The organism is Blautia sp. Sow4_E7 (genome assembly GCF_052116245.1).
Classification (GTDB): domain Bacteria; phylum Bacillota; class Clostridia; order Lachnospirales; family Lachnospiraceae; genus Blautia_A.
The window spans coordinates 114,056-135,626 of record NZ_JBQKLL010000008.1 but is presented as its reverse complement, the minus strand read 5'-3'; the positions used below and the strand labels follow the sequence as shown (position 1 = coordinate 135,626).

The window sequence follows — 21,571 nt, the reverse complement described above, 5'->3', positions numbered from 1 at the left end:
TGGTGTACCGGTTAGACTGCCAAGTCTACGGCCGGGTAGCCAAGTCCGGAAGGGATAAACGCTGAAGGCATCTAAGCGTGAAGCCCCCCTCAAGATGAGATGTCCCATTCGAAAGAAGTAAACCCCCTTGAAGACGACGAGGTAGATAGGGCAGAGGTGGAAGTGCAGTAATGCATGGAGCTGACTGTTACTAATAGGGTGAGGGCTTGACCAATAATCGCAAGGTTTAAAATTGATTCTTGACAAATTTCCGACAAGGATGTAACATGTATGTAGTTTTGAAGGTACAAAATACCTTTTATTCCTCCTTAGCTCAGTCGGTAGAGCATTCGGCTGTTAACCGAAGTGTCGTTGGTTCGAGTCCAACAGGGGGAGTTTAATCGGAGCATGAAGCCCGATTTGATACGGCTCCATGGTCAAGCGGTTAAGACACCGCCCTTTCACGGCGGTAACAGGGGTTCAAATCCCCTTGGAGTCATTCGCTTCGGCGAATAACTAAATAATATGGTGCCATAGCCAAGTGGTAAGGCAAAGGTCTGCAACACCTCTATCCCCAGTTCAAATCTGGGTGGCACCTCTTGAAGCTCTTGAGTAAATCAAGAGCTTTTTTCATGTCTAAAAACAGATCTGTTGAGAAAAAGTATCAACAACCAATTCCCTGAATATTTTTTTCACAATACCTCTTGCATATTTGAAAAAGCGGATTTATAATAGCAAACAAATAAAACCCATTGGTTTACTATGAATTAAAGGAGGAGAAAAATGTCACAATCAATCCTTAATATAAATCAGCTGAATGCGAGAGTGGAGGAAAAAGAGATTCTCCACGACATAAATTTACAGATCAATAAAGGAGAAACCCATGTTTTAATGGGACCAAACGGAGCGGGTAAATCCACTTTGGGTTATGTCCTTATGGGAAATCCAAAATATGAGATTACAAGTGGAACCATTAATTTTAAAGGAAAAGACATCACCCAGGAAACTGCTGACAAGCGTTCCAAAGATGGTATGTTCCTGTCCTTCCAGGAGCCCCTTGAAGTGCCGGGACTTACTTTATCCGCTTTTATCCGCAATGCGATCCAGCAGAAAAAAGGCGGCTATATCAAGCTGTGGGATTTTAAGAAGGAACTGGAAAAGAACTTGAAATTCCTGGATATGGATCCGTCCTATGCAGAAAGAAGCTTAAACGTAGGCTTTTCTGGCGGAGAGAAAAAGAAAGCGGAAATCCTTCAGTTAATGATGCTGAAACCAAATCTTGCCATTTTGGACGAAACAGACTCCGGACTGGATGTGGATGCTGTACGGCTGGTATCAAAGGGTGTAGAAGAATACCAGAAAGACCGTGATGGTGCACTTCTGATCATTACCCACAGCACAAGGATCCTGGAATCTCTTCATGTAGATTACACCCATGTTATGGTGAATGGACATATTGTGGCCACGGGAGACGGTTCCCTTGTTGACCGGATCAACGAAGAAGGATACGAAAGCTTTGTATCAGAAACCCCGGAAGAGGTGAAATAACTGTGAAAGAAAAGACATATGTAGAAGATATAGACCGGAGCATGTACGATTTCCGAAATGAGGAAAAGGACGCTTATAAGGTCAAGGAAGGTCTGACTCCTGCTATTGTGGAGCAGATTTCAAAAGAAAAAAATGATCCAGCCTGGATGCAGCTTTTCCGGCTTCAGTCCCTGCAGATTTATAATTCCATGGAAATTCCAAACTGGGGACCGCCCATTGATGAGTTGAATATGGATCAGATCGTCACTTATGTCCGTCCCAATACGAAGATGAGTGCAAAATGGTCCGAAGTTCCGGACGATATCAAAGATACCTTTGAACGGCTTGGAATCCCGCAGGCAGAGCGAAAATCCCTGGCTGGTGTGGGTGCCCAGTATGATTCTGAGCTGGTTTACCACAATGTGAAGGCAGAAGTAGCAGCCCAGGGCGTTGTGTATACAGATCTGGAAAGTGCCATGCATGGAGAATATGCGGAAATGATCCGTACCCACTTTATGAAGCTGGTAAAGCCAAATGACCATAAATTTGCCGCGCTTCACGGTGCTGTCTGGTCAGGTGGTTCCTTCGTATATGTACCGCCGGGCGTTTCCGTGGAGATTCCCCTGCAGTCCTATTTCCGTCTCAATGCTCCAGGAGCAGGCCAGTTTGAGCATACCCTGATCATTGTGGATGAGGGAGCAGACCTTCACTTTATTGAAGGCTGTTCCGCTCCGAAATACAATGTGGCAAACCTTCATGCAGGCTGCGTAGAGCTTTTTGTAGGGAAAAATGCCAGACTTCGTTATTCCACAATCGAGAACTGGTCCAAGAACATGTACAACCTGAACACCAAACGTGCCATTGTGGAGGAAGGCGGTGTTATGGAATGGGTTTCCGGATCTTTCGGTTCCCACACCTCTTACCTTTATCCTATGACCATTTTGAAGGGAAAAGATTCCCGCATGGAATTCACTGGAATTACTTTTGCAGGAAAAGGACAGAACCTGGATACAGGTGCGAAGGTGGTACACACAGGAGAAAATACCTCCTCTTATATCAACACCCGTTCTATTTCCAAAGACGGCGGAATCAGTACCTTCAGAAGCTCTGTAACCATTGGAAAAAATGCAAAGCACAGCAAGGCTGCCGTATCCTGTCAGTCCCTGATGCTGGATGATATTTCCCGTTCCGACACCATTCCTGCAATGGATATCCGCACTAAGGATGCCAATGTGGGACATGAGGCAAAGATTGGAAAGATCAGTGATGACGCAGTATTTTATCTGATGTCCAGGGGAATTTCCGAGGAGGATGCAAGGGCTATGATCGTAAGTGGTTTTGCAGATAACGTATCGAAGGAATTACCTCTGGAATATGCAGTAGAGATGAATAACCTGATTCGCCTTGAAATGAAGGGCAGCATTGGTTAAGACAAGGAAGGGAGGTTAAACATATGAGTTTGCAGATAAAAGAATCGGAAAATATAGTTTCAGCTGACAGCAGCGTACGAAATATAACCATCAACAGGCTTCCCACCAGAACCTGGAACCGTCTGAAAATGAACGAAGCAGTTGTAAAGAACGTGGAAGTTCCAGTTGCCAAAACTTATGAAGAGAAGGTGGGCAAGCACGCTGGGATCAATTTAAGCGATGGGCTTGAGATCCATCAGGCTGACGAGAGTGAGAAAACGCTTTTTGACAGTATCGAGACGGCTCTTGGAAGTGACATGGATAAACTGGGAATGCATTTTCCTGTGGAAGTTATTTCCAATGTAGAACAGACGGAAAGCATATGCTGCACAGAAAATAAAAAAGACCAGACAGCAGGATCAACGAAAAATTTTGCAATATTAAACCTGACCTCTGATGGACACTATGGAAGATATTTTCTTAGAATAAAAAAGAACAGCCGTATGAATCTGGCTGTTTACTGCACCACAAAGGAGAACCAGACAGAGCCTTTCTTTCTTCAAATGAAGATATACGCTGAGGAGAATGCCCATCTGGATCTGTCTGTTGTACAGACTGTTGGAAAAAATCTGCAGGTATTTTCCGATATAGGCGGTGTTCTTGAGAAAAACGCAGCCGTAGATCTGGTAAAAATGGAGCTTGGAGGAAAAGAGGTCTATTCCGGAGCCTATATGGATCTGAAAGGAGATACCAGCTCCTTTAAAGCGCACATCGGTTATCTGGGCGAAGAAAAGCAGCGTCTGGATATGAACTACGTAGCCCGTCATAATGGCAAAAAGACAGAGAGTCTGATGGAAAGCAGCGGTGTTTTAAGCGGGGAGGCCTTTAAGCTTTTCCGTGGAACCATTGATTTTATTAAGGGCTGCCCGGGCTCTGTGGGAAATGAGAAAGAGGACGTGCTTCTTCTTGGGGATGACGTGGTGAACCAGACCATTCCGCTGATCCTTTGCGCAGAAGAGGATGTGGAAGGAAATCATGGCGCTTCCATCGGCGAGCTGGATGAAAAGACTTTATTATATCTGATGTCCCGCGGCTTTACCAAGGAGGCAGCTCAAAAGATGATCGCACGCGCCCGTCTGGACGCAGTAGCAAACCAGATCATGGAGCCTTCTGTACGGGAGAAAACATTGAAATATCTGGAGGAACGTTCATGACAGATTACAAAAAGGATTTTCCTCTTCTGAAGGACAGCCAGGTGGCTTATCTTGACAATGCAGCCACTGCACAGCGCCCTCTGGCGGTCCTGGAGGCGGAAAAAGACTTCTACGAAAAATATAACGCCAATCCTTTAAGAGGACTGTATGAGCTTGGTATGGAGGCTACAGACCGGTATGAGGAAGCAAGGGACACGGTGCGGGATTTTCTCCATGCAAAGAAATCCTGTGAGATCATTTTTACCAGAAATACCACAGAGAGTATCAACCTGGTGGCGTACAGCTATGGCTTAAATAATCTGAAAGCAGGAGATGAGCTTCTGGTGGGGATCGATTCCCATCACAGCAATCTGCTTCCCTGGCAGATGGTGGCAAGACAGACGGGAGCTAGCCTGAAATTCCTGGAATGCGAGATGGACGGGCATTTTACAGAGGAAGCCATTGAAAATGCGATTACAGAGAAGACAAAGCTGGCAGCCATCACCCATGTTTCCAATGTGATCGGCCGTGTGAATCCGGTGGAAAAGATCATAGAGAAGGTTCATGGTGTAGGAGGAGTGGTGCTTGTGGATGCAGCGCAAAGTGCACCTCACATTCCCATTGATGTACAGGCTATGGATGTGGATTTCCTTGCTTTTTCCGGGCATAAGCTGATGGCGCCAATGGGGATCGGGGTTCTTTATGGAAAAGAAGGGCTGCTGGATGCCATGCCTCCATTTCTCACGGGAGGGGAAATGATCGAGAGCGTTACCAGGGAAGGCGCTGTTTTTGCGGAGCTGCCCCATAAATTTGAGGCTGGAACTGTAAACGGCGGCGGTGCCTGGGGCTTAAAGGCAGCCATTGATTATCTGAATTCCATTGGTTTTGCAGCAATCGAGGAGAAGGAAAATGCCCTGACTGCTCTTGCAATGGAGGAACTGAAAAAGATCCCCCATGTTCATGTGATCGGAAGTGAGAAACCGGAAGAGCACAACGGAATCCTGAATTTTACCATAGACGGGGTGCATCCTCACGACATTGCGTCGATTCTGGATGGAGCCCATGTGGATGTGCGTGCGGGACATCACTGCGCACAGCCTCTTCTGGCACATCTTAGCGTAATGGTTACCACAAGGGCAAGCATTTCTTTTTATAATACAGAAGAGGATGTGCTGCGGCTCACAGAGCAGGTGAAAAAAATCAGGAGGCTGATGGGCTATGATGAATAATACTTTTTATAATGAGATCCTAACGGACCACAATCTGCATCCGGCGCATAAGAGAAAGCTGGAAGGTGCCAATCTGGTGCTGGAGGGCGTAAATCCAAGCTGCGGAGATGACATTATCCTGGAACTGAAGGAAGAAAATGGTGTCATTGTGGACGGGGCTTTTGTGGGCAGCGGATGTGCCATTTCCCAGGCTTCTGTGGATATGATGCTGGAGCTGATCATTGGAAAAACAAAGGAAGAGGCGCTGGCACTGGCAGACCTTTTTTCCAGAATGATCAAAGGAGAGGCCACAGGAGAGGAACTGGAACCTCTTGAGGAAGCCATGTCCCTTGCAGATATTTCCAAGATGCCGGCCAGGGTGAAATGTGCGGTTCTGGGGTGGCATACGATGGAAGAGCTTTTAGAGAAAAAAGACGAGTAACAGAAGCCTAAGGGCGTGATCAGATAGCCGGAAGCAAGGCGGAAAAGTTTTTGCAAAAGGCAATGACAAAAGAGAAGGGCAGTGTTATAATCCATATAACGATGGCGAAGAGAGGTCCACGGGGCCTCTTTTTTGCGCTGAAAAATCTGGTGAGTGAATCTGGGAGAAGTTAGAAGCAGACGAAATTGCCAGAAATAATTTTGGGGTTGATGAAGGAGAAATAGTAGAATGAAGGAGAACAGACAGGACCTGACAACTGGGTCTATCTGGGGGAAAATGCTGTTTTTTAGTATTCCTCTTGTGCTGACCAATCTTTTGCAGGTGTTGTTTAATATGGCGGATATTGCGGTGATCGGGCAGTTCGCGGGATCCTTATCCCTGGGAGCAGTGGGATCTACCACCACGCTGGTAACTCTTTTTACCGGGATCCTGATCGGTATGGCTGGCGGTATCAATGTTCTGGTAGCAAGATTCTTTGGAGCGAAGGATAAGAGAAGTACAGTTCAGACTATACATACGGCGCTGCTGGTAAGTCTGGCAGCAGGGCTGATCGTGCTGGCATTTGGAATGATTTTTTCCAAATGGATCCTGGAGGTGATGAATACCAAGGAAGAGCTTCTTAATGGAGCTGTTCTTTATATCCGGATTTATTTTCTGGGAATGCCGGCGCTGGCTCTTTACAACTTTGGTAATGCGGTTTGCAGCGCTTTTGGAGACACGAAGAAGCCGCTGTATTATCTGGCAGCTGCTGGCGTGGTAAATGTGGTTTTGAACCTGTTTTTTGTAATTGTCTGTAAGATGGATGTGGCAGGTGTTGCCACAGCAAGTATTATTTCCCAGTACATATCTGCGTTTCTGATCTTGCGGGCGCTGGCGAAAATGGGCGGGGATTATGCCCTTCGTCTGTCGGAACTGAAGTTTGATAAGAGAATGGCGAAGAATATTATCCAGATTGGTCTTCCGGCGGGGCTTCAGAATGGGATTTTCCAGCTTGCCAATCTGTTTATTCAGGCTGGTGTCAATACCTTTGACGCTACAATGGTGGCAGGCAATTCTGCAGCGGCCAATGCAGATGCTCTTTTATATGATTCCATGGCTGCTTTTTATACGGCCTGCGGAAGCTTTATGGGACAGAACTACGGTGCTGGCAAAAGAGACCGGGTGCGGAACAGCTATCTGATCAGTCTGGTGTATTCTTTTGGAATTGGACTGGTCGGAGGTATCAGTCTGGTTATTTTCGGAAAACAGTTTCTGGGATTTTTTACCAACGATCCGGCCGTGGTGGAGGCCGGTATGAAGCGACTGACCATTATGGGATACTGCTATGGATTTTCTGCATTTATGGATAGTACCATTGCTGCTTCCCGCGCTCTGGGGAAAAGTATTGTGCCAACTATCATTGTGATCATGGGATCCTGTGTGTTCCGAATGATCTGGGTAAATACGGTTTTCGCATATTTCAAGACCATTCCGTCTTTGTATCTGCTGTATATTTTCTCCTGGGGAATTACGGCATTTGTGGAAATTATATATTTTGTTCATGTATATAAGAATACGAAAATTGGGTAAAAACAAGAACAGGAGGATTTTTTTATGGAAGAAAAGAAGAAAAAGATTTTCAGCGGACAGGTGCCTACAGCTATTTTTTACATCCTTTTTGGACTTTGCCTGGCACTGATGCCTGTGGAGACAGTGAATGTGCTCTGCAAGGTGGTGTTTGGACTGGTTCTGATCGGGGCAGGAGTTTATCATATTGTGATCTTTGTGCTGGAAAAAGACAATTCTACTATACTGGATCTTTTTTCCGGTGTGATCGTGCTGGTGATCGGAATTTTCTTGTTTATGAATCCAACTGTAGTTGTGAAACTTCTTACGTTGATGTTGGGAGCCTTTATTCTGGTGGACAGCATCTGGATGTTAAGAGGCAGCCTGAAGCTGATGAAGCGGAAACAGGGTGTGTGGAAAGCATTTCTGGTGGAGAGCCTGATCTTTATAGGGCTGGGAGTGCTGATCCTGGTAAATCCGTTTAGCGAGATCAAGATGGCGGTACAGGTTTCCGGATGTATTTTTGTGGCAAATGGTGTGCTGGATATTATTTTTTATTTCCTGTTGAAGCATGGGCTTAAGAAGGAAATTGAGACTGACGGAGATAACGAGAAGAAAAAAGAAAAGAAATCTCAGACAGAGAAGAGCACAGAGATGGATTCTGCTGCATATGAGCAGAATCATGGAAATGCGGAGGCGCGATTTGGCGCAGAAAAAACAGCTGCTGAGGAAAGCTTTGAAAGTGCAGCAGAAACAGTGGATGGAAGTGCTTCTGAGAGAGAAGATTCAGATGTTGCTGCGAATGAAACTGCATCTGAGAGTCAGAATGAGCCGGAAACAAATGAGAGTGCTGATCCCGTCAGCGAAGAATCACAGGAAGAAGTTCTGGAGGAGTGGAAGGATTGAAACCAGATATCATAATCTTAGATTTTTCCGGGATTTACCAGGAGGAAGATTTTTATCGGGAAGAGCAGGTTTCCTGGGTGGATTTTAGGGACATTTCCGGGACCAACTGCTACTGTGACGGGGAAGCCCAGGGACAGATTCTGGACAGATTGGAGAAATATCCGGCTTCTGGAATTTATTTCATTGATTCGGGTAATTATCATTATATGAGCCGAATCGGGGCAGAAAGAGCGGCGGAGCCTTTTCATCTGCTGGTTTTTGATAACCATACGGATATGCAGCTGCCTGCTTTTGGAGGGCTTTTGTCCTGCGGAGGCTGGATCGCCAGTGCCTTGGAGGAGGTAGAGAATCTCCGTGAGGTCTGGCTGGTGGGACCAGATGAGGAAGCCTATGGACAGGTGGAAGAACAGTTTAAAAACCGGGTGCATTTTTTGTCCAGGGAGAAACTGGCGGAGGACAGGGCTCAAGGCCTGAATAGGAAAAGCCAAGATAGAGGCGGTAGAACGGAAAGTGGTTCTGTGAATACATTGGGCGTGTTAAGCACGCTGCTTCAGGAACTTCCTACGGATTTTCCTCTGTATATTTCAATTGACAAGGATGTGCTTTGTCCGGAAGCAGCAGCGACTACCTGGAGTCAGGGGGATATGACTTTGGAGGAAATGCTGGAAAGCCTGGCCTGTCTGGAAAATCATTTTTCTGAGAAAGGCGGCAGAATCCTGCAAGTGGATATCTGCGGCGAATGTGATCCGGACGAAAGTATGGAAAATAGCAGGAATGATCATGCAAATGGAGAACTTTTGAAGTTCTGGAAAAAGTGTTTAAAAAGACTGGATGGGAGCGCTGTTTAGATGACGTGCTCACTGGCAGCAGAGCGTGAGGGTATTTCACGACTGGAGGAATAAAAGATTATGAAAAATGAACTTCTAAAGATTGGTCCCTTTACCATATATGGCTATGGCCTGATGATCGCCATCGGGATCCTGGCGGCGTATTTTACCGGGGAAAACAGGGCGAAGAAGCAAAAGCTCCCCTATGAACATGTTTTTTACCTGGTAGTATGGTGCGTGGTTGGAGGCTTCCTGGGGGCGAAGATCCTGTACTGGATCACAGAATGGAAGAGCATTGTGGAGAATCCGGGATTTCTGGGAGATACTCTGACCGATGGATTTGTGGTATTTGGCGGAATTATAGGTGGAATTCTCACAGCTTATGTGTACTGTAAAGTGGAGAAACTGGACTTTTTGAAGTTTTTTGACACGCTGATGCCTTCTGTGGCACTTGCACAGGGCTTTGGACGGATTGGGTGTCTGCTGGCAGGATGCTGCTATGGAAAAGAGACAGAGAGCGCCCTTTCCATTACGTTTCACACCTCTACATTTGCGCCTAATGGAGTGGCATTGATCCCTACGCAGATCTATTCCAGTATACTGGATTTTATTCATTATGGACTGCTGCTTCTGATCCTGAAAAGGCAGAAGCGGGATGGGGAGACTGCGGCAGCATATTTGATCTTTTACAGTGCCGGAAGATTTGTGCTGGAGTTTTTCCGGGGAGATCTGGCGAGGGGAAGCGTGGGAGTGCTTTCTACGTCACAGTTTATTTCGCTGTTTACTTTTGTGGCAGGGATTGTGTTGCTGGTGGTTTTTTCAGGAAGAGATGAGAAAAAAGGGCTATAATAAAACGATAGAATTATAAGAATACAGATTTCTGTGCTGGCTTTCTGATAATCCTAAAAATCGAAAGCATAAAATGCGAAAAAAGGCATACTCTTAAGTGAAAAACTTTAGGGGGCAGCTATGAAAATGGAAAGGTCTGAGTTTCGTGAAAAGCTGATGGACACAGATCATTGGCTGGAAAGGGAAGCACCAGAACCGAAGAAGGAGGCGCTGGCAGACGAAGAGGATAAGTCTGGAAATAAGGACCAGCTAAGCGTGCAGGCCGCGGTGCCGCCGGCGCAGAATGAAATGTATGCCGACTTTATTGTAAAATATATGGGTGATTTTCAGGAAGACCTGGGCGATGTCCCAGGCCTTATTTTTCAGAAGATCAATGCAATTTATGGGGTTGTCTATGCGCCATTGACCGAAATCGGTGCGTTGAACATCAATACCTATTCCTACAGCTTTATTCCAAAATGTTACACCCATATGGATCTTGGAAGTCTTAGTGCCTCTGGAATTACAAGGCTTCAGGAGCATCCCTATCTGCAGCTGAAGGGGCAGGGAACGGCAATTGCCATTGTGGATTCCGGGATTGATTACCGAAATCCTCTTTTTCAGAACGAGATGGGCAGCCGGATCCTTTGTATCTGGGATCAGACTCTGGAGGGAGATGGGACTGAGGTGCCATATGGCAGAGTGTTCTGGAAAAATGACATTGACCGGGCGCTGGCTTCTGAAAATCCCCTGGAAATTGTTCCTTCTACAGATACCAACGGACATGGAACCAGAATGGCGGCTGTGGCAGCTGGAAATTATTTTCCAGAAGAAAACTTTTCCGGGGCAGCGCCGGAAGCTATGCTGATCGTGGTGAAAGTGAAGCAGGCGAAAAAATATCTCCGGGAATTTTATCTTTTCCCTTCTGAGGCGGAGCTTTTTCAGGAAAATGATATTATGATGGGGATGGATTTCGCAGTGCGCACAGCAAATGACAGGAAACTGCCCCTTTCGGTATGTCTTGGGATTGGCAGCAGCCAGGGAGCGCATATTGGGAAAAATCCGTTGAGCATTTATGTGGATTATGCATCCCAGTTTTCCTTGATCTCGGCGTCTATTGCGGCGGGAAATGAGGGCGCGGCAAGGCACCATTATGCAGGACGGCTTACTGACCGGGAAAATCAGGCGTCAGCAGAGCTTCGGGTGGGAAATAAGGAGCCTGGATTTACCATGGAATTCTGGGGCGAACCTCCGGAAATTTATAACCTGTCTTTGCAGTCGCCAACAGGGGAAATTCTGGATATCAGCGCGTCGCTGGGGGATGTGACACAGGAATTGTCTTTTGTTTTTGTGGAGACCAAGGTGGAAGTGAATTATGTCTCCATTGAACGGCAGACGGGATATACATTGGTATATTTTCGGTTTATTCAGCCTGCAGCTGGTATCTGGCGGATTTTTGTGCAGGGCCGGGATGGGCAGAATGTGGATTTTCACATGTGGCTTCCGGTACAGGGGCTGATTTCGGAAGAAACCTATTTGCTGGAGCCGTCGCCTTACAATACGGTGACTGCGCCTGGGGATTCCCTGGAGAGTATTACAGTGACTGCCTATCAGTACCGGGACAACAGCCTGTATGTCCAGGCAAGCCGGGGCTTTATGCCAGATGGAAATGTGGTTCCCCAGGTGGCGGCCCCAGGCGTCCAGATCCGTGTGCCGCAGCTAAACGGACTCTACGGTCGTGCCTCCGGAACCAGCCTTTCCGCCGCCCAGACCGCCGGTGCCGCCGCACTTTTATTTGAATGGGCCGTCGTACGAGGCAACCAGCCCTATTTTACAGGCTCCAGTGTAAAAAACTATATTACACGAGGCGCGAAGCGAGAAGACAGGCTTACTTACCCCAATCGGGATTGGGGATTTGGGCGGATGGATCTGTATCATACATTTGAATTGCTGACGTAGGAAAAAAGTCATATTCCCGGTTTTTTAGGCTATTTTTCACGATTGGACGAAAAGTTTGGTGAGAAACTTGACACAAAAAATTAGTTTTCCGTATAATGGTTTTATAAGCAGAACTATATATGAGTAATTCGATGTGTATGACGCTGTACCATGGAGAATCCTGCGTTGCAGGATTCTTTCTTACATATGCAGCGAGCTGAAATTGAAGGACTTTTCCATGCTGCGCAAAAGAGGTTTTGCTAAAGGGCGTGAACAGGAAGACAATATATGAGAGGAGCGGGGGAGTTGAAAAGTATTACAGTAGAAGCAAAGATACAGAATGTAGATAAAGTCACGGAATTTGTAAACACTATTCTGGAAGAACATGGCTGTCCGTTAAAGATACAGATGCAGTTGGACGTGGCCATAGATGAGATATTTGGAAATATCGCCTATTATGCTTATGGGGATGGCTGCGGAGACGCTACAATACAGATTGAAATGGAGCAGGATTCGCGGACAGTTACGCTGACCTTCATAGACCAGGGTGTTCCCTACAATCCATTGGAAAATAAAGATCCGGACATTACATTGGACATTGAAGAAAGGGAAATCGGCGGACTTGGAATTTTTCTGGTGAAGAAGACTATGGATGAGGTTTCTTACGAATACGCAGAGAGACAGAATATTTTAACTTTAAAAAAGAAACTTATTTAAGTGAAAGAGAAGAAAAAGGTAACGGCAGCACAGGTGAAAGTACCGGTTGTGATTGGAAAGCTGCCGGATGAGGAATGGATGCTTTACTGAATTTGGTAAATATCCGCAGATATATCCATAAAAATAAATATCCACAAAAAACGGGCGGATTTTTTGTGAATCTTACAGCCAAAGTTTTTTAGCTTATCTAATTGTTTTTGCATACCTGATTTGGTATACTATATAAAACAAAAGAAAGCAGGAAAATAATATGAAGAGAGGCAGTATTTTTGAAACAGATGGTATCCCGCGGATACAGGAAGCTCTTCCTCTTGCGTTGCAGCATGTGGTTGCAATGATCGTGGGATGTGTCACCCCTGCCATTATTGTGGCAGGTGCAGCAGGTCTTGAGAATAAGGATCAGGTCATTCTTATTCAAGCAGCTCTGGTAGTTGCTGCGCTGTCTACTTTGATCCAGCTTTTCCCTATTGGGAAGAAGTACAAGATCGGTTCCGGACTTCCGGTCATTATGGGTGTCAGCTTCGCATATGTGCCAAGTATGCAGGCCATTGCGGATGGGTACGGGATCGACACCATTCTGGGAGCCCAGATCGTAGGTGGTGTTGTGGCGATCATCATGGGAATTATGGTGAAAAAGATCCGGGTATTTTTCCCGTCTCTGATCACAGGAACGATAGTATTTACCATTGGACTTTCCCTGTATCCAACTGCGATCAACTACATGGCTGGCGGAACCTCTAATCCGGACTATGGTTCCTGGCAGAACTGGCTGGTGGCATTTTTCACTTTGGCAGTGGTAACAGCGCTGAACCATTTTGGCAAGGGAATCTGGAAGCTTTCCTCCATTTTGATCGGTATGCTGGCTGGTTATATCGTATCCATTCCTTTTGGCATGGTGGATCTTTCCAGCGTGGGGAAGGCAAGTGTGTTCCAGGTACCGCAGCCGCTGCATTTTGGAGTGCATTTTGAGATTTCTGCCTGTGTGGCAATTGGACTTCTTTTTGCTATCAACTCCATTCAGGCCATTGGTGATTATTCTGCCACTACCATTGGTGCCATGAACCGGACGCCTAAGGATTCCGAGCTTCAGGGCGGTATTGTGGCTTACGGAATTACCAACATTGTGGGAGCACTGTTTGGAGGACTTCCCACTGCTACATACAGCCAGAACGTTGGTATTGTCACCACTACGAAGGTTATCAACCGCTGGGTTCTGGGGCTGGCAGCTGCTTTCCTTGGAATTGCAGGATTTGTGCCGAAATTTTCCGCACTTCTTACTACCATTCCCCAGTGCGTGCTGGGCGGTGCGACAGTTTCCGTATTTGCCTCCATTGCCATGACAGGTATGAAGCTGGTAGCTTCTGCGGAGATGGATTACCGGAATTCCTCTATTGTAGGTCTGGCAGCAGCCCTGGGCGTGGGTGTTTCCCAGGCGAATGCAGCACTTGCCACACTTCCTGCATGGGTAACCACCATTTTCGGAAAATCTCCAGTTGTGCTGGCAACTCTTATTGCAGTCTGTCTGAACCTGATCCTGCCGAGGTCAAGGGATGAGATGAAGGAAGAGAAGATCCATGAAAGTGAGATTCAGGAGAAGCTGGAAGAGGATCATAAGATGTTCGGGAATGAGTAGAGAAAGAGTTTACAGGAATTATGCGTTTGAGTTGATTGTTCGTGAAAATTGAATAAAGAAAAAGATAAGAGTTCCTTTGTACTGTAATATCCGGTATCTTCGATTAGAAGATAAAAGATATTGCAGAGAAAGGAACTCTTTTACTTTTATGCAACGGGCGAGCTAAAGTTCATGCCAAAACCACTGGGCACATTATTTATTTTCTATATACGCAAACTGGAAGTCCGTCCTCGCCCATAGGCAGTTCTACCTGTCCCTGGATCAGCGGACGTGCATAACGGATGAAATCCTCGGTTACGTCAGAACCGTCCTGGCAGATCCAGGAGAGAGGAACGGTTTTCTCTTCATTACAGATTTCGTTTACGTCCTCCAGGCCACATTTCATCTGGTAAACGCCCTCAGAAGTCTCCTGGCGGATGAAAGATACCATCTTTCCAGTCTCGCCTTTCAGAGCTGCCTGAACGCCGAAAATACCGGCTGTGATGGCTTCCTGGCGGTCGGTGTCAGAGAGCATGGAAGCACTGCAGCGCTGGCTGACATTCAGCTCAATAGAGCGGGCCTTTACGCCAAGGCGGCTTCGCACCAGGTTCTCCAGATATTTGCCGCAGCCTGCCAGCATTTTGTGGCCAAAGGTATCTGTGCCAACCGAATTGTCGTACTCACAGATGAAAGTTCCTTTCTCATCATGGATTCCTTCGGAAACGCAGACCACAACATTGCAGTTTTTCTGGAAGCTTGCGTCCACCTTTTTCAAAAATTCTTCGGTATCAAAGGCTGTCTCCGGAAGATAAATAAGAAGCGGGTTATCCCCTTTATATTTGCGGGCCAGGGCACCAGCTGCAGTCAGCCATCCGGCGTGGCGGCCCATGATCTCTACGATGGTTACAGATTTTTTCTCATAAACATTGGCGTCCAGGGTGATTTCACGGACGGTGGAGGCTACATATCTGGCAGCACTTCCGAATCCTGGAGTGTGATCGGTGTGGACAAGGTCATTGTCAATGGTCTTCGGCTCGCCGATAATGCGGATATCACTGCCAATCTTCGCTGCATAGCGGGAAAGCTTGCTTACTGTATCCATGGAGTCATTGCCACCGACGTAGAAGAACCATCCAATATTCATCTCCTCAAATTTGCGGAAAAGCACCGGATATACCGGGTCCTCCAAGGATTCCGGGAGCTTATAGCGGCAGGAGCCAAGGTAAGCACCTGGGGTGTAAGTGAGATATTCCAGCTTTTCTCCTGGCAGTGCATCCTCAAAATCCAGAACAGTGCCAGCATGGAATCCTTCGATTCCGTTTACCATGCCGTAAACATGTCCGATCTCTTCCTGTCTGATTCCCTCAGATACCACCCCGTAAAGGCTGCTGTTGATGACTGCAGTAGGTCCGCCGGATTGTCCGACGATCAGATTCTTTTTTGCCATTTTGGTGAAACCTCCTGTTGTTCTTAATAATCCTATTATAACAGGGGAGGAGGTCTGTGGCAAATCCGAAAAATACGATTGTGGGAAAAGACAGGATGGATTATAATAAAAGGCAGGGAAACTGCTGAAAAGAAAGCAATATGTGATGCTTAATGCGGCAGAAAAATGCGGAGAAACTGTCGGGAACAGCGTTTATAAGGATTAGAAATGGAAAAAGAACCGAACATTTTGTACCAGAAATTTCAAACCACCGGACAGGAACGGATCAGACTGGCCTGTGCCCTGGAAGGATTTTTTTCAGAGGAAGATGGAAAAGAAACAGAAAAAAGCGCCTATGGACAATACCTGAAGCGCCGGATCCGCCCGGCTATGGAAGCACTGATCCGGGAGGAAAATGTGGGAAAAATGGAACTGCTTGAGGAACAGGGCTGGTTCGGGGCAGCAGAACTGGATCAGTTTCTTGCCATCGCAAGGAAAGAGCACAGACTGGAGAGCCTGGTGTGGCTGATGAAATTGAAGGATTCTAAATACGGATATAAGGACAAAACATTTGAACTATAATAGCGAAACCATAAAGGAAAAAAACAAGTCTTATAAGGATCTCGGAATGAAAATCCTGTACACCTGCAGGAATGAAATATGTGCACGTTTTCCCTTCTTTTTCCAGGGGGCAGCGGCACTTAATGTCCAAGTGGAAGGGAGTGCATCCGTGGATGAAATGAGAGTACAGAATGGGATTTCGTCCATTGGAACCGACGGAGAATGCATAAAAGCGGATCCCCTGTTTCTGATCAACACCTGGGTAAAAGAACCGGAAAGACTGAAAAGAGGGTACCTTCACATGCTGTTTCACTGTCTCTATCTTCATCCCTTTTATGGGGAAAAGAAGGAAAAACTCATCTGGAATCTGGCATGTGACCTAGCTGTGGAGCTTCTGGCAGAGGAGAATCTTCCCCATGATCTATGGGGATTTTCAGAAGAAAAACAGAGAAAAAGAAAGCAGATCCTGCAGTCTTTCAGAGGGAAAATTCCTTCCGCAGAGGTCATCTATCAGAGCCTTTTGGAAGGTGAAATCCCTTTTGAAACAGAAGAAATGGAGCAGCTTTTTTCCTTCGATGACCATGGCTTGTGGGACAAAAATCCAGGAAAAAGAGAGGAAAAAAGAAGCAAATGGGAGAGAATCCTTACTTATACAACCCTTGGAAAAGAGCGTCAGAAGCATCGGATCGGGGCGACGGCCGGAAGCCGGGAAGAGGAACTGGAAGAACTCTATAAGAGCAGATATGACTACCGGAAATTTCTCAGAAAGTTTGCTTTTCCAAGGGAAGAAATCCTGTTGGATGAGGAGCGTTTTGACTATATTTTTTATAATCTGGGAATGGAGCAGTATGGAAATCTGCCGCTTATAGAGCCGTTGGAATATAAGGAAGTGAACCGGCTGGAGGAGCTGGTGATCGCTATTGACACTTCAGGCTCCTGCTCCAAGGAGCTGGTGCAGAGATTTCTTGGAGAAACCTACCAGATCCTCAGCTCCAGGGAGAACTTTTTTAAAAAGATGAAGGTGTATATCGTACAATGTGACTGTTGTATTCAGTGGTACCAGATTGCCCATTCGGAAGAAGAATGGAAGTCCTGTATGCAGCAGATCACCATACAGGGGCGTGGCGGCACAGATTTCAGGCCTGTTTTTGAATTGATCCGGAAGGAAAAGGAGAAGAGGGAGCTGCGGAATCTGAAAGCACTTATCTATTTCACAGATGGAGACGGGATTTATCCCAGGGAGAAGCCGGATTACGAGACCGCCTTTGTATTTGTGAAAAAGACGGAAAGCATGCAATTTGTGCCAGACTGGGCTTATAAGCTGGTAATCGGGGAAAGGACGTAAATGATGAACATAAAAGAAGCAAAAAATGAGATTATCCATACGCTTGCGGCATATCTGAAGAAGGATGAAAATGGAAATTATACCTATCCCCTGGTGCGGCAGCGCCCGATCCTTCTTATCGGTCCGCCAGGAATCGGCAAAACAGCTGTTATGGAGCAGATTGCCCAGGAGTGCAAGGTAGGACTTGTAGCTTATACCATTACCCACCATACCAGACAGAGTGCAGTTGGGCTGCCGAAGATCGTCTCCCGGGATTATGATGGAATCCAGGTGGATATAACAGAATACACCATGAGTGAAATTATTGCTTCAGTATATGACTGTATGGAGCGGACAGGTAAGAAAGAGGGAATCCTTTTTATTGATGAGATCAACTGTGTGTCAGAGACACTTGCACCGGCCATGCTGCAATTTTTGCAGAATAAAACCTTTGGAACCCATAAAGTGCCGAAGGGCTGGATCATTGTGGCTGCTGGAAATCCGCCTGCGTACAACAAATCTGTCCGGGAATTTGATATCGTTACACTGGATCGTGTGCGGAAGATTTCCATACAGGCAGAGCCTGATGTGTGGCTGGAATATGCCCGGAAGAGAAGTATACACGGGGCAATTTTATCCTATCTTTCCATGAAAAAAGAAAACTTTTATGTGGTGGAAAATACAGTGGACGGAAAGTTTTTTGTCACCGCCAGAGGCTGGGAAGATCTCTCGGAAATCCTGAAAAGCTATGAGGAGCTTCAGGTGGAGATCAGCGAAGAACTGGTGGAAGAATTTCTCCAGAAAGAAGAGATCGCCAGGGACTTTGCTTCTTATTATCAGTTGTATGAGAAGTACAAAACGGATTATCATCTTCCGGAAATTCTTGAGGAAACTGCGTCAAGGAAACAGTATGAGCTTAGCTGCAATATGGCAAAGGCAGCATCCTTTGAAGAACGTTTTACCGTTACGGAACTGCTTCTGGAGGTGGTGGAAAATCAGATCACGGTCTTTGAAAAGTGGGATAAAAAGACAGAAACTCTTCATGAGAACTTGAGACAGTTAAAGGCTTTTCTCCAGGGAAAAGACAGCATAGATGGAATGGGAGAATTTATTTTTTCCAGAAGAAAGGCGCTTAAGGCAAAGCTGGATTCGGAACTTCTGACCTTTGGTGAAGGCATGTTGGAAGAAGAACAGATCCGGATCCTGGAAGGGTATTTTCAGACCTTAAAGGAGTGGCATATCCGGGATACCATAGATGGATATGACCGGATCTGTGTCATGTTTGCAAAGGTCTGTGCCGAAAGAAGGGAGCTGCTGGAAAAGACGAAAAAAATGTTGGAAAATGCGTTTATTTTTATGGAAACCTGTTTTGGAAAAGGCCAGGAGCTTTTACTGTTTGAGACAGAGCTGACGGCAGATGACCAGGCAGGTACCTTTATATCCAGCTATGGCTGTACGCATTATTTCCAGAATTGTGACCTGCTGCTTTACCAGAAGCAGGAAAAAGAACTGCAAAAAGAGTGCAGGGCGATTTTGGAAGATGAGAATTAAGGTACTTTTGATGGACGTCGAGAAAGTCTGAATGTGGAAATTACCACAGAAAATACGGAGTGAGTTATAATAAGAAATGACAGTTGCGTGAAAATCCAGTACCTATTATAATAAGTAAGATGTAATGGTTTTATAAATGTTTCCGTTACACCGCGAAGCATGTTGCTGGTCAGGGTGTGAACAGTAGCTGCTACATAAAGGAGGTCTGTATGAGCGAAAACAAGAAACCCAAAAAGAAGAAAAAAGCAGGAGATGTTCTGCTGACAGTTGTGCTGATCGCTGCAATCTGTATATTCTGTTACGCAGCATACAATCTTTACCATATTTATACAGAGTATAAAAAAGGCTCTGACGAATACAATGCCATTGCACAGATGGCAGTGACAGAGCGTGATCCGGATAAGGACAGCGAAAACAGTGAGGCGGCAGGACCTGAGGGGCCGACTCTGAAGGCGCCTCTTGACATTGATTTTGACTCCCTTCGAAGCATTAACACAGATGTGATCGGCTGGATCTATGTGGAGGCACTGGACGGTGTGAGCTATCCGGTGGTTAAGGGAACGGACAATGAGCAGTATCTTCATATGACATATGAGAAGAATTACAATTTCGCCGGAACCATTTTCATTGATTATGAAAATAAAGCGGATTTCAGCGACTGCAACACACTGGTGTATGGACATAATATGAAGAATGGCACCATGTTTGGCCAGCTGAAGAATTTCAGCAAAGATGATTCTGCTTATAATAAGAGCAAATATTTCTGGATCTTTACCCCGGAGAAGACTTACCGGTATGAAATCATTTCTGCCTATACCACAGCCGTAAACAGCGATACCTATACGCTGTTTAAGGGCCCTGGACAGGAATTTGTGGACTATATGAATAAGATCGTTTCCTATTCTGATGTCAAGACCACACCAGGTGAGCTGGGAGTAGAGGATAAGATCGTTACACTTTCCACCTGTACAGGCAATGAGTCTACACGTTATGTAGTACAGGGAAAAAGAGTGGACACTATTGATGTCGTGAAGAAGTCTGACAGTGCAGAGCAGACGGCACAGACAAGCGGAAACTGATCCGTAGCTGACATCAGGTATAAAAACCAAGAGCTGAGAACATATGGGGAATTCTTATGAGAAGCGGGAGATTGGAGGATTGGATATGAGTAAAGAAGTGGAAAGACTTCAGGAACTGATCGACCAGTACGATAATATTGTATTTTTCGGAGGAGCAGGAGTTTCGACTGAGAGCGGGATCCCGGATTTTCGAAGCCAGGACGGGCTTTATAACCAGAAGTATGATTATCCGCCGGAGACTATCTTAAGCCACACCTTTTTCTTGCGCCATCCGGAAGAGTTCTACCGTTTTTACCAGGATAAGATGCTGTGCGACACGGCAGAGCCCAATGCAGCCCACTTGAAGCTGGCAGAGCTGGAAAAAGCAGGAAAATTAAAGGCAGTCATTACCCAGAATATTGACAATCTGCACCAGATGGCCGGCAGCAAAAATGTTCTGGAGCTTCATGGAAGTGTATACCGCAATTACTGTATGAAATGCGGGAAATCTTATGATTTCAAATACATGAAGGCAGCAAAAGGGGTACCAAAATGTTCCTGCGGCGGAACGATCAAGCCGGATGTGGTTCTTTATGAGGAAGGGCTTGATAATGATACCATCAGTGGGGCGGTACGGGCGATTTCCCAGGCACAGGTACTTATTATAGGGGGAACTTCCCTGGCTGTTTATCCGGCAGCAGGACTGATCGACTATTTTTCCGGGGATCATCTGGTGGTGATCAACAAGTCCCCGACACCAAGAGACCGGTATGCGGATCTTCTGATCAAGGAACCTATTGGACAGGTGTTTTCCCAGATAAAAGTAAGAAAATAAGCAGAGCATACGGGCAGGTAAGCTGTAATGGCTTACCTGTCCGTGTCAAAGCAGAAATAAGGAGTTTATAGATATATGGCAGCGGTTGTTTATGAAGTTGGAGATATTGTTACATTAAAGAAAGGTCATCCCTGCGGGAGCAAAGAGTGGGAAATCTTAAGGGTAGGCGCAGATTTCCGCCTGAAATGCATGGGCTGCGGACACCAGATCATGGTGCCGCGTAAAATGGTGGAGAAAAATACAAAAAATCTTCAAAAAAAGGAAAAATAATGCTTTACAGCCCACAAAAAGTATGTTAGAATCAAAAATCGTGATATATAAAATATCCTTGCTCTTTGACAGGCAAAGGGCCAACAGACCATAAGGAGGTAAGACAAGCATGAACAAGTACGAGTTAGCATTAGTTGTTAGCGCAAAAGTTGAAGACGAAGTACGTGATGCAGTAGTTGAGAAAGCTAAAGGATACATCACTCGTTACAACGGCGTTATCACAGACGTTGAAGAATGGGGTAAGAAGAAATTAGCTTACGAGATTCAGAAAATGCATGAAGGCTTCTACTACTTTATTCAGTTTGAGGCAGACGCACAGTGTCCGGCAGAAGTAGAAAGACATGTACGTATCATGGACAACGTATTAAGATACTTAGTTGTCAGAAAAGACGCATAATCTTTTTGCATAATCGGA

Annotated in this window: 20 protein-coding genes, 3 tRNA genes and 1 rRNA gene; 23 read left to right on the top strand and 1 reads right to left on the bottom strand. The window is 45.9% G+C overall.

The features are described 5' to 3' along the window. The 16 genes from ACTQ50_RS07365 to ACTQ50_RS07290 all read left to right on the top strand — a co-directional run. Positions 1-214, top strand: a 23S ribosomal RNA gene (locus ACTQ50_RS07365); the annotation flags it as partial. A gap of 88 nt (positions 215-302) precedes the next feature. Next, positions 303-375, top strand: a tRNA-Asn gene (locus tag ACTQ50_RS07360). 31 nt (positions 376-406) lie between these two features. After that, a tRNA-Glu gene (locus tag ACTQ50_RS07355) sits at positions 407-478 on the top strand. A 28-nt stretch (positions 479-506) separates the two neighbouring features. Next, positions 507-577: transfer RNA gene (locus tag ACTQ50_RS07350), tRNA-Cys, on the top strand. Positions 578-762: 185 nt separating this feature from the next. After that, complete coding sequence (sufC, locus tag ACTQ50_RS07345; protein ID WP_441483635.1) at positions 763-1,527, top strand: Fe-S cluster assembly ATPase SufC; 765 nt, start codon at positions 763-765, stop codon at positions 1,525-1,527. A gap of 2 nt (positions 1,528-1,529) precedes the next feature. Next, on the top strand, positions 1,530-2,936 hold the full coding sequence (gene sufB / locus ACTQ50_RS07340; RefSeq protein WP_441483634.1) for a Fe-S cluster assembly protein SufB: 1,407 nt from the start codon (positions 1,530-1,532) through the stop codon (positions 2,934-2,936). A 23-nt stretch (positions 2,937-2,959) separates the two neighbouring features. After that, complete coding sequence (locus ACTQ50_RS07335; RefSeq protein ID WP_441483633.1) at positions 2,960-4,129, top strand: SufB/SufD family protein; 1,170 nt, start codon at positions 2,960-2,962, stop codon at positions 4,127-4,129. After that, positions 4,126-5,337 carry an aminotransferase class V-fold PLP-dependent enzyme gene (locus ACTQ50_RS07330; RefSeq protein WP_441483632.1) on the top strand — a complete coding sequence of 404 codons (1,212 nt, stop codon included), beginning with the start codon at positions 4,126-4,128 and terminating at the stop codon, positions 5,335-5,337. Before ACTQ50_RS07335 ends, ACTQ50_RS07330 begins: the two co-directional genes overlap by 4 nt. Then, positions 5,327-5,758 carry a Fe-S cluster assembly sulfur transfer protein SufU gene (gene sufU / locus ACTQ50_RS07325; protein WP_441483631.1) on the top strand — a complete coding sequence of 144 codons (432 nt, stop codon included), beginning with the start codon at positions 5,327-5,329 and terminating at the stop codon, positions 5,756-5,758. Before ACTQ50_RS07330 ends, sufU begins: the two co-directional genes overlap by 11 nt. A 228-nt stretch (positions 5,759-5,986) precedes the next feature. Further along, positions 5,987-7,327 carry an MATE family efflux transporter gene (locus ACTQ50_RS07320; protein WP_441483630.1) on the top strand — a complete coding sequence of 447 codons (1,341 nt, stop codon included), beginning with the start codon at positions 5,987-5,989 and terminating at the stop codon, positions 7,325-7,327. A 24-nt stretch (positions 7,328-7,351) separates the two neighbouring features. After that, positions 7,352-8,209 carry a DUF308 domain-containing protein gene (locus ACTQ50_RS07315; RefSeq protein WP_441483629.1) on the top strand — a complete coding sequence of 286 codons (858 nt, stop codon included), beginning with the start codon at positions 7,352-7,354 and terminating at the stop codon, positions 8,207-8,209. Next, complete coding sequence (locus ACTQ50_RS07310; RefSeq protein ID WP_441483628.1) at positions 8,206-9,057, top strand: arginase family protein; 852 nt, start codon at positions 8,206-8,208, stop codon at positions 9,055-9,057. Before ACTQ50_RS07315 ends, ACTQ50_RS07310 begins: the two co-directional genes overlap by 4 nt. A 60-nt stretch (positions 9,058-9,117) precedes the next feature. After that, a complete protein-coding gene (locus tag ACTQ50_RS07305) occupies positions 9,118-9,885 on the top strand; it encodes a prolipoprotein diacylglyceryl transferase (RefSeq protein ID WP_441483627.1) in 768 nt (255 codons plus the stop codon). Positions 9,886-10,005: 120 nt separating this feature from the next. Further along, positions 10,006-11,823: a S8 family peptidase gene (locus ACTQ50_RS07300; protein WP_441483626.1), complete on the top strand. Its 1,818-nt coding sequence runs from the start codon at positions 10,006-10,008 to the stop codon at positions 11,821-11,823. 285 nt (positions 11,824-12,108) lie between these two features. Continuing rightward, positions 12,109-12,519 carry an ATP-binding protein gene (locus ACTQ50_RS07295; protein ID WP_441483625.1) on the top strand — a complete coding sequence of 137 codons (411 nt, stop codon included), beginning with the start codon at positions 12,109-12,111 and terminating at the stop codon, positions 12,517-12,519. Between the two features lie 250 nt (positions 12,520-12,769). Beyond that, on the top strand, positions 12,770-14,152 hold the full coding sequence (locus tag ACTQ50_RS07290; protein WP_441483624.1) for a uracil-xanthine permease family protein: 1,383 nt from the start codon (positions 12,770-12,772) through the stop codon (positions 14,150-14,152). Positions 14,153-14,348: 196 nt separating this feature from the next. Here the strand turns inward: ACTQ50_RS07290 and ACTQ50_RS07285 are convergent, their stop codons facing one another. Beyond that, complete coding sequence (locus ACTQ50_RS07285) at positions 14,349-15,578, bottom strand: 6-phosphofructokinase (RefSeq protein ID WP_441483623.1); 1,230 nt, start codon at positions 15,576-15,578, stop codon at positions 14,349-14,351. A gap of 207 nt (positions 15,579-15,785) precedes the next feature. Here ACTQ50_RS07285 and ACTQ50_RS07280 point away from each other — a divergent pair, with 207 nt between their 5' ends. From ACTQ50_RS07280 to rpsF, 7 genes are all read left to right on the top strand, one after another. After that, positions 15,786-16,139: a hypothetical protein gene (locus tag ACTQ50_RS07280; protein WP_441483622.1), complete on the top strand. Its 354-nt coding sequence runs from the start codon at positions 15,786-15,788 to the stop codon at positions 16,137-16,139. A 157-nt stretch (positions 16,140-16,296) separates the two neighbouring features. Beyond that, positions 16,297-17,463: a vWA domain-containing protein gene (locus ACTQ50_RS07275; protein ID WP_441483642.1), complete on the top strand. Its 1,167-nt coding sequence runs from the start codon at positions 16,297-16,299 to the stop codon at positions 17,461-17,463. Continuing rightward, positions 17,464-18,993: an AAA family ATPase gene (locus tag ACTQ50_RS07270; protein ID WP_441483621.1), complete on the top strand. Its 1,530-nt coding sequence runs from the start codon at positions 17,464-17,466 to the stop codon at positions 18,991-18,993. Positions 18,994-19,202: 209 nt separating this feature from the next. After that, positions 19,203-20,072, top strand: coding sequence for a class B sortase (srtB, locus tag ACTQ50_RS07265; protein ID WP_441483620.1), 870 nt, complete (start codon positions 19,203-19,205; stop codon positions 20,070-20,072). An 85-nt stretch (positions 20,073-20,157) separates the two neighbouring features. Beyond that, complete coding sequence (locus tag ACTQ50_RS07260) at positions 20,158-20,886, top strand: NAD-dependent protein deacylase (protein WP_441483619.1); 729 nt, start codon at positions 20,158-20,160, stop codon at positions 20,884-20,886. A 75-nt stretch (positions 20,887-20,961) separates the two neighbouring features. After that, positions 20,962-21,156 (top strand): DUF951 domain-containing protein, encoded by a 195-nt coding sequence (locus tag ACTQ50_RS07255; RefSeq protein WP_173715669.1) that lies wholly within the window; start codon positions 20,962-20,964, stop codon positions 21,154-21,156. Between the two features lie 109 nt (positions 21,157-21,265). Then, the gene (gene rpsF, locus ACTQ50_RS07250) at positions 21,266-21,553 is read left to right on the top strand and encodes a 30S ribosomal protein S6 (protein WP_117851485.1); all 288 of its coding nucleotides are present in this window, start codon (positions 21,266-21,268) and stop codon (positions 21,551-21,553) included. The last annotated feature ends 18 nt before the right edge of the window (positions 21,554-21,571 follow it).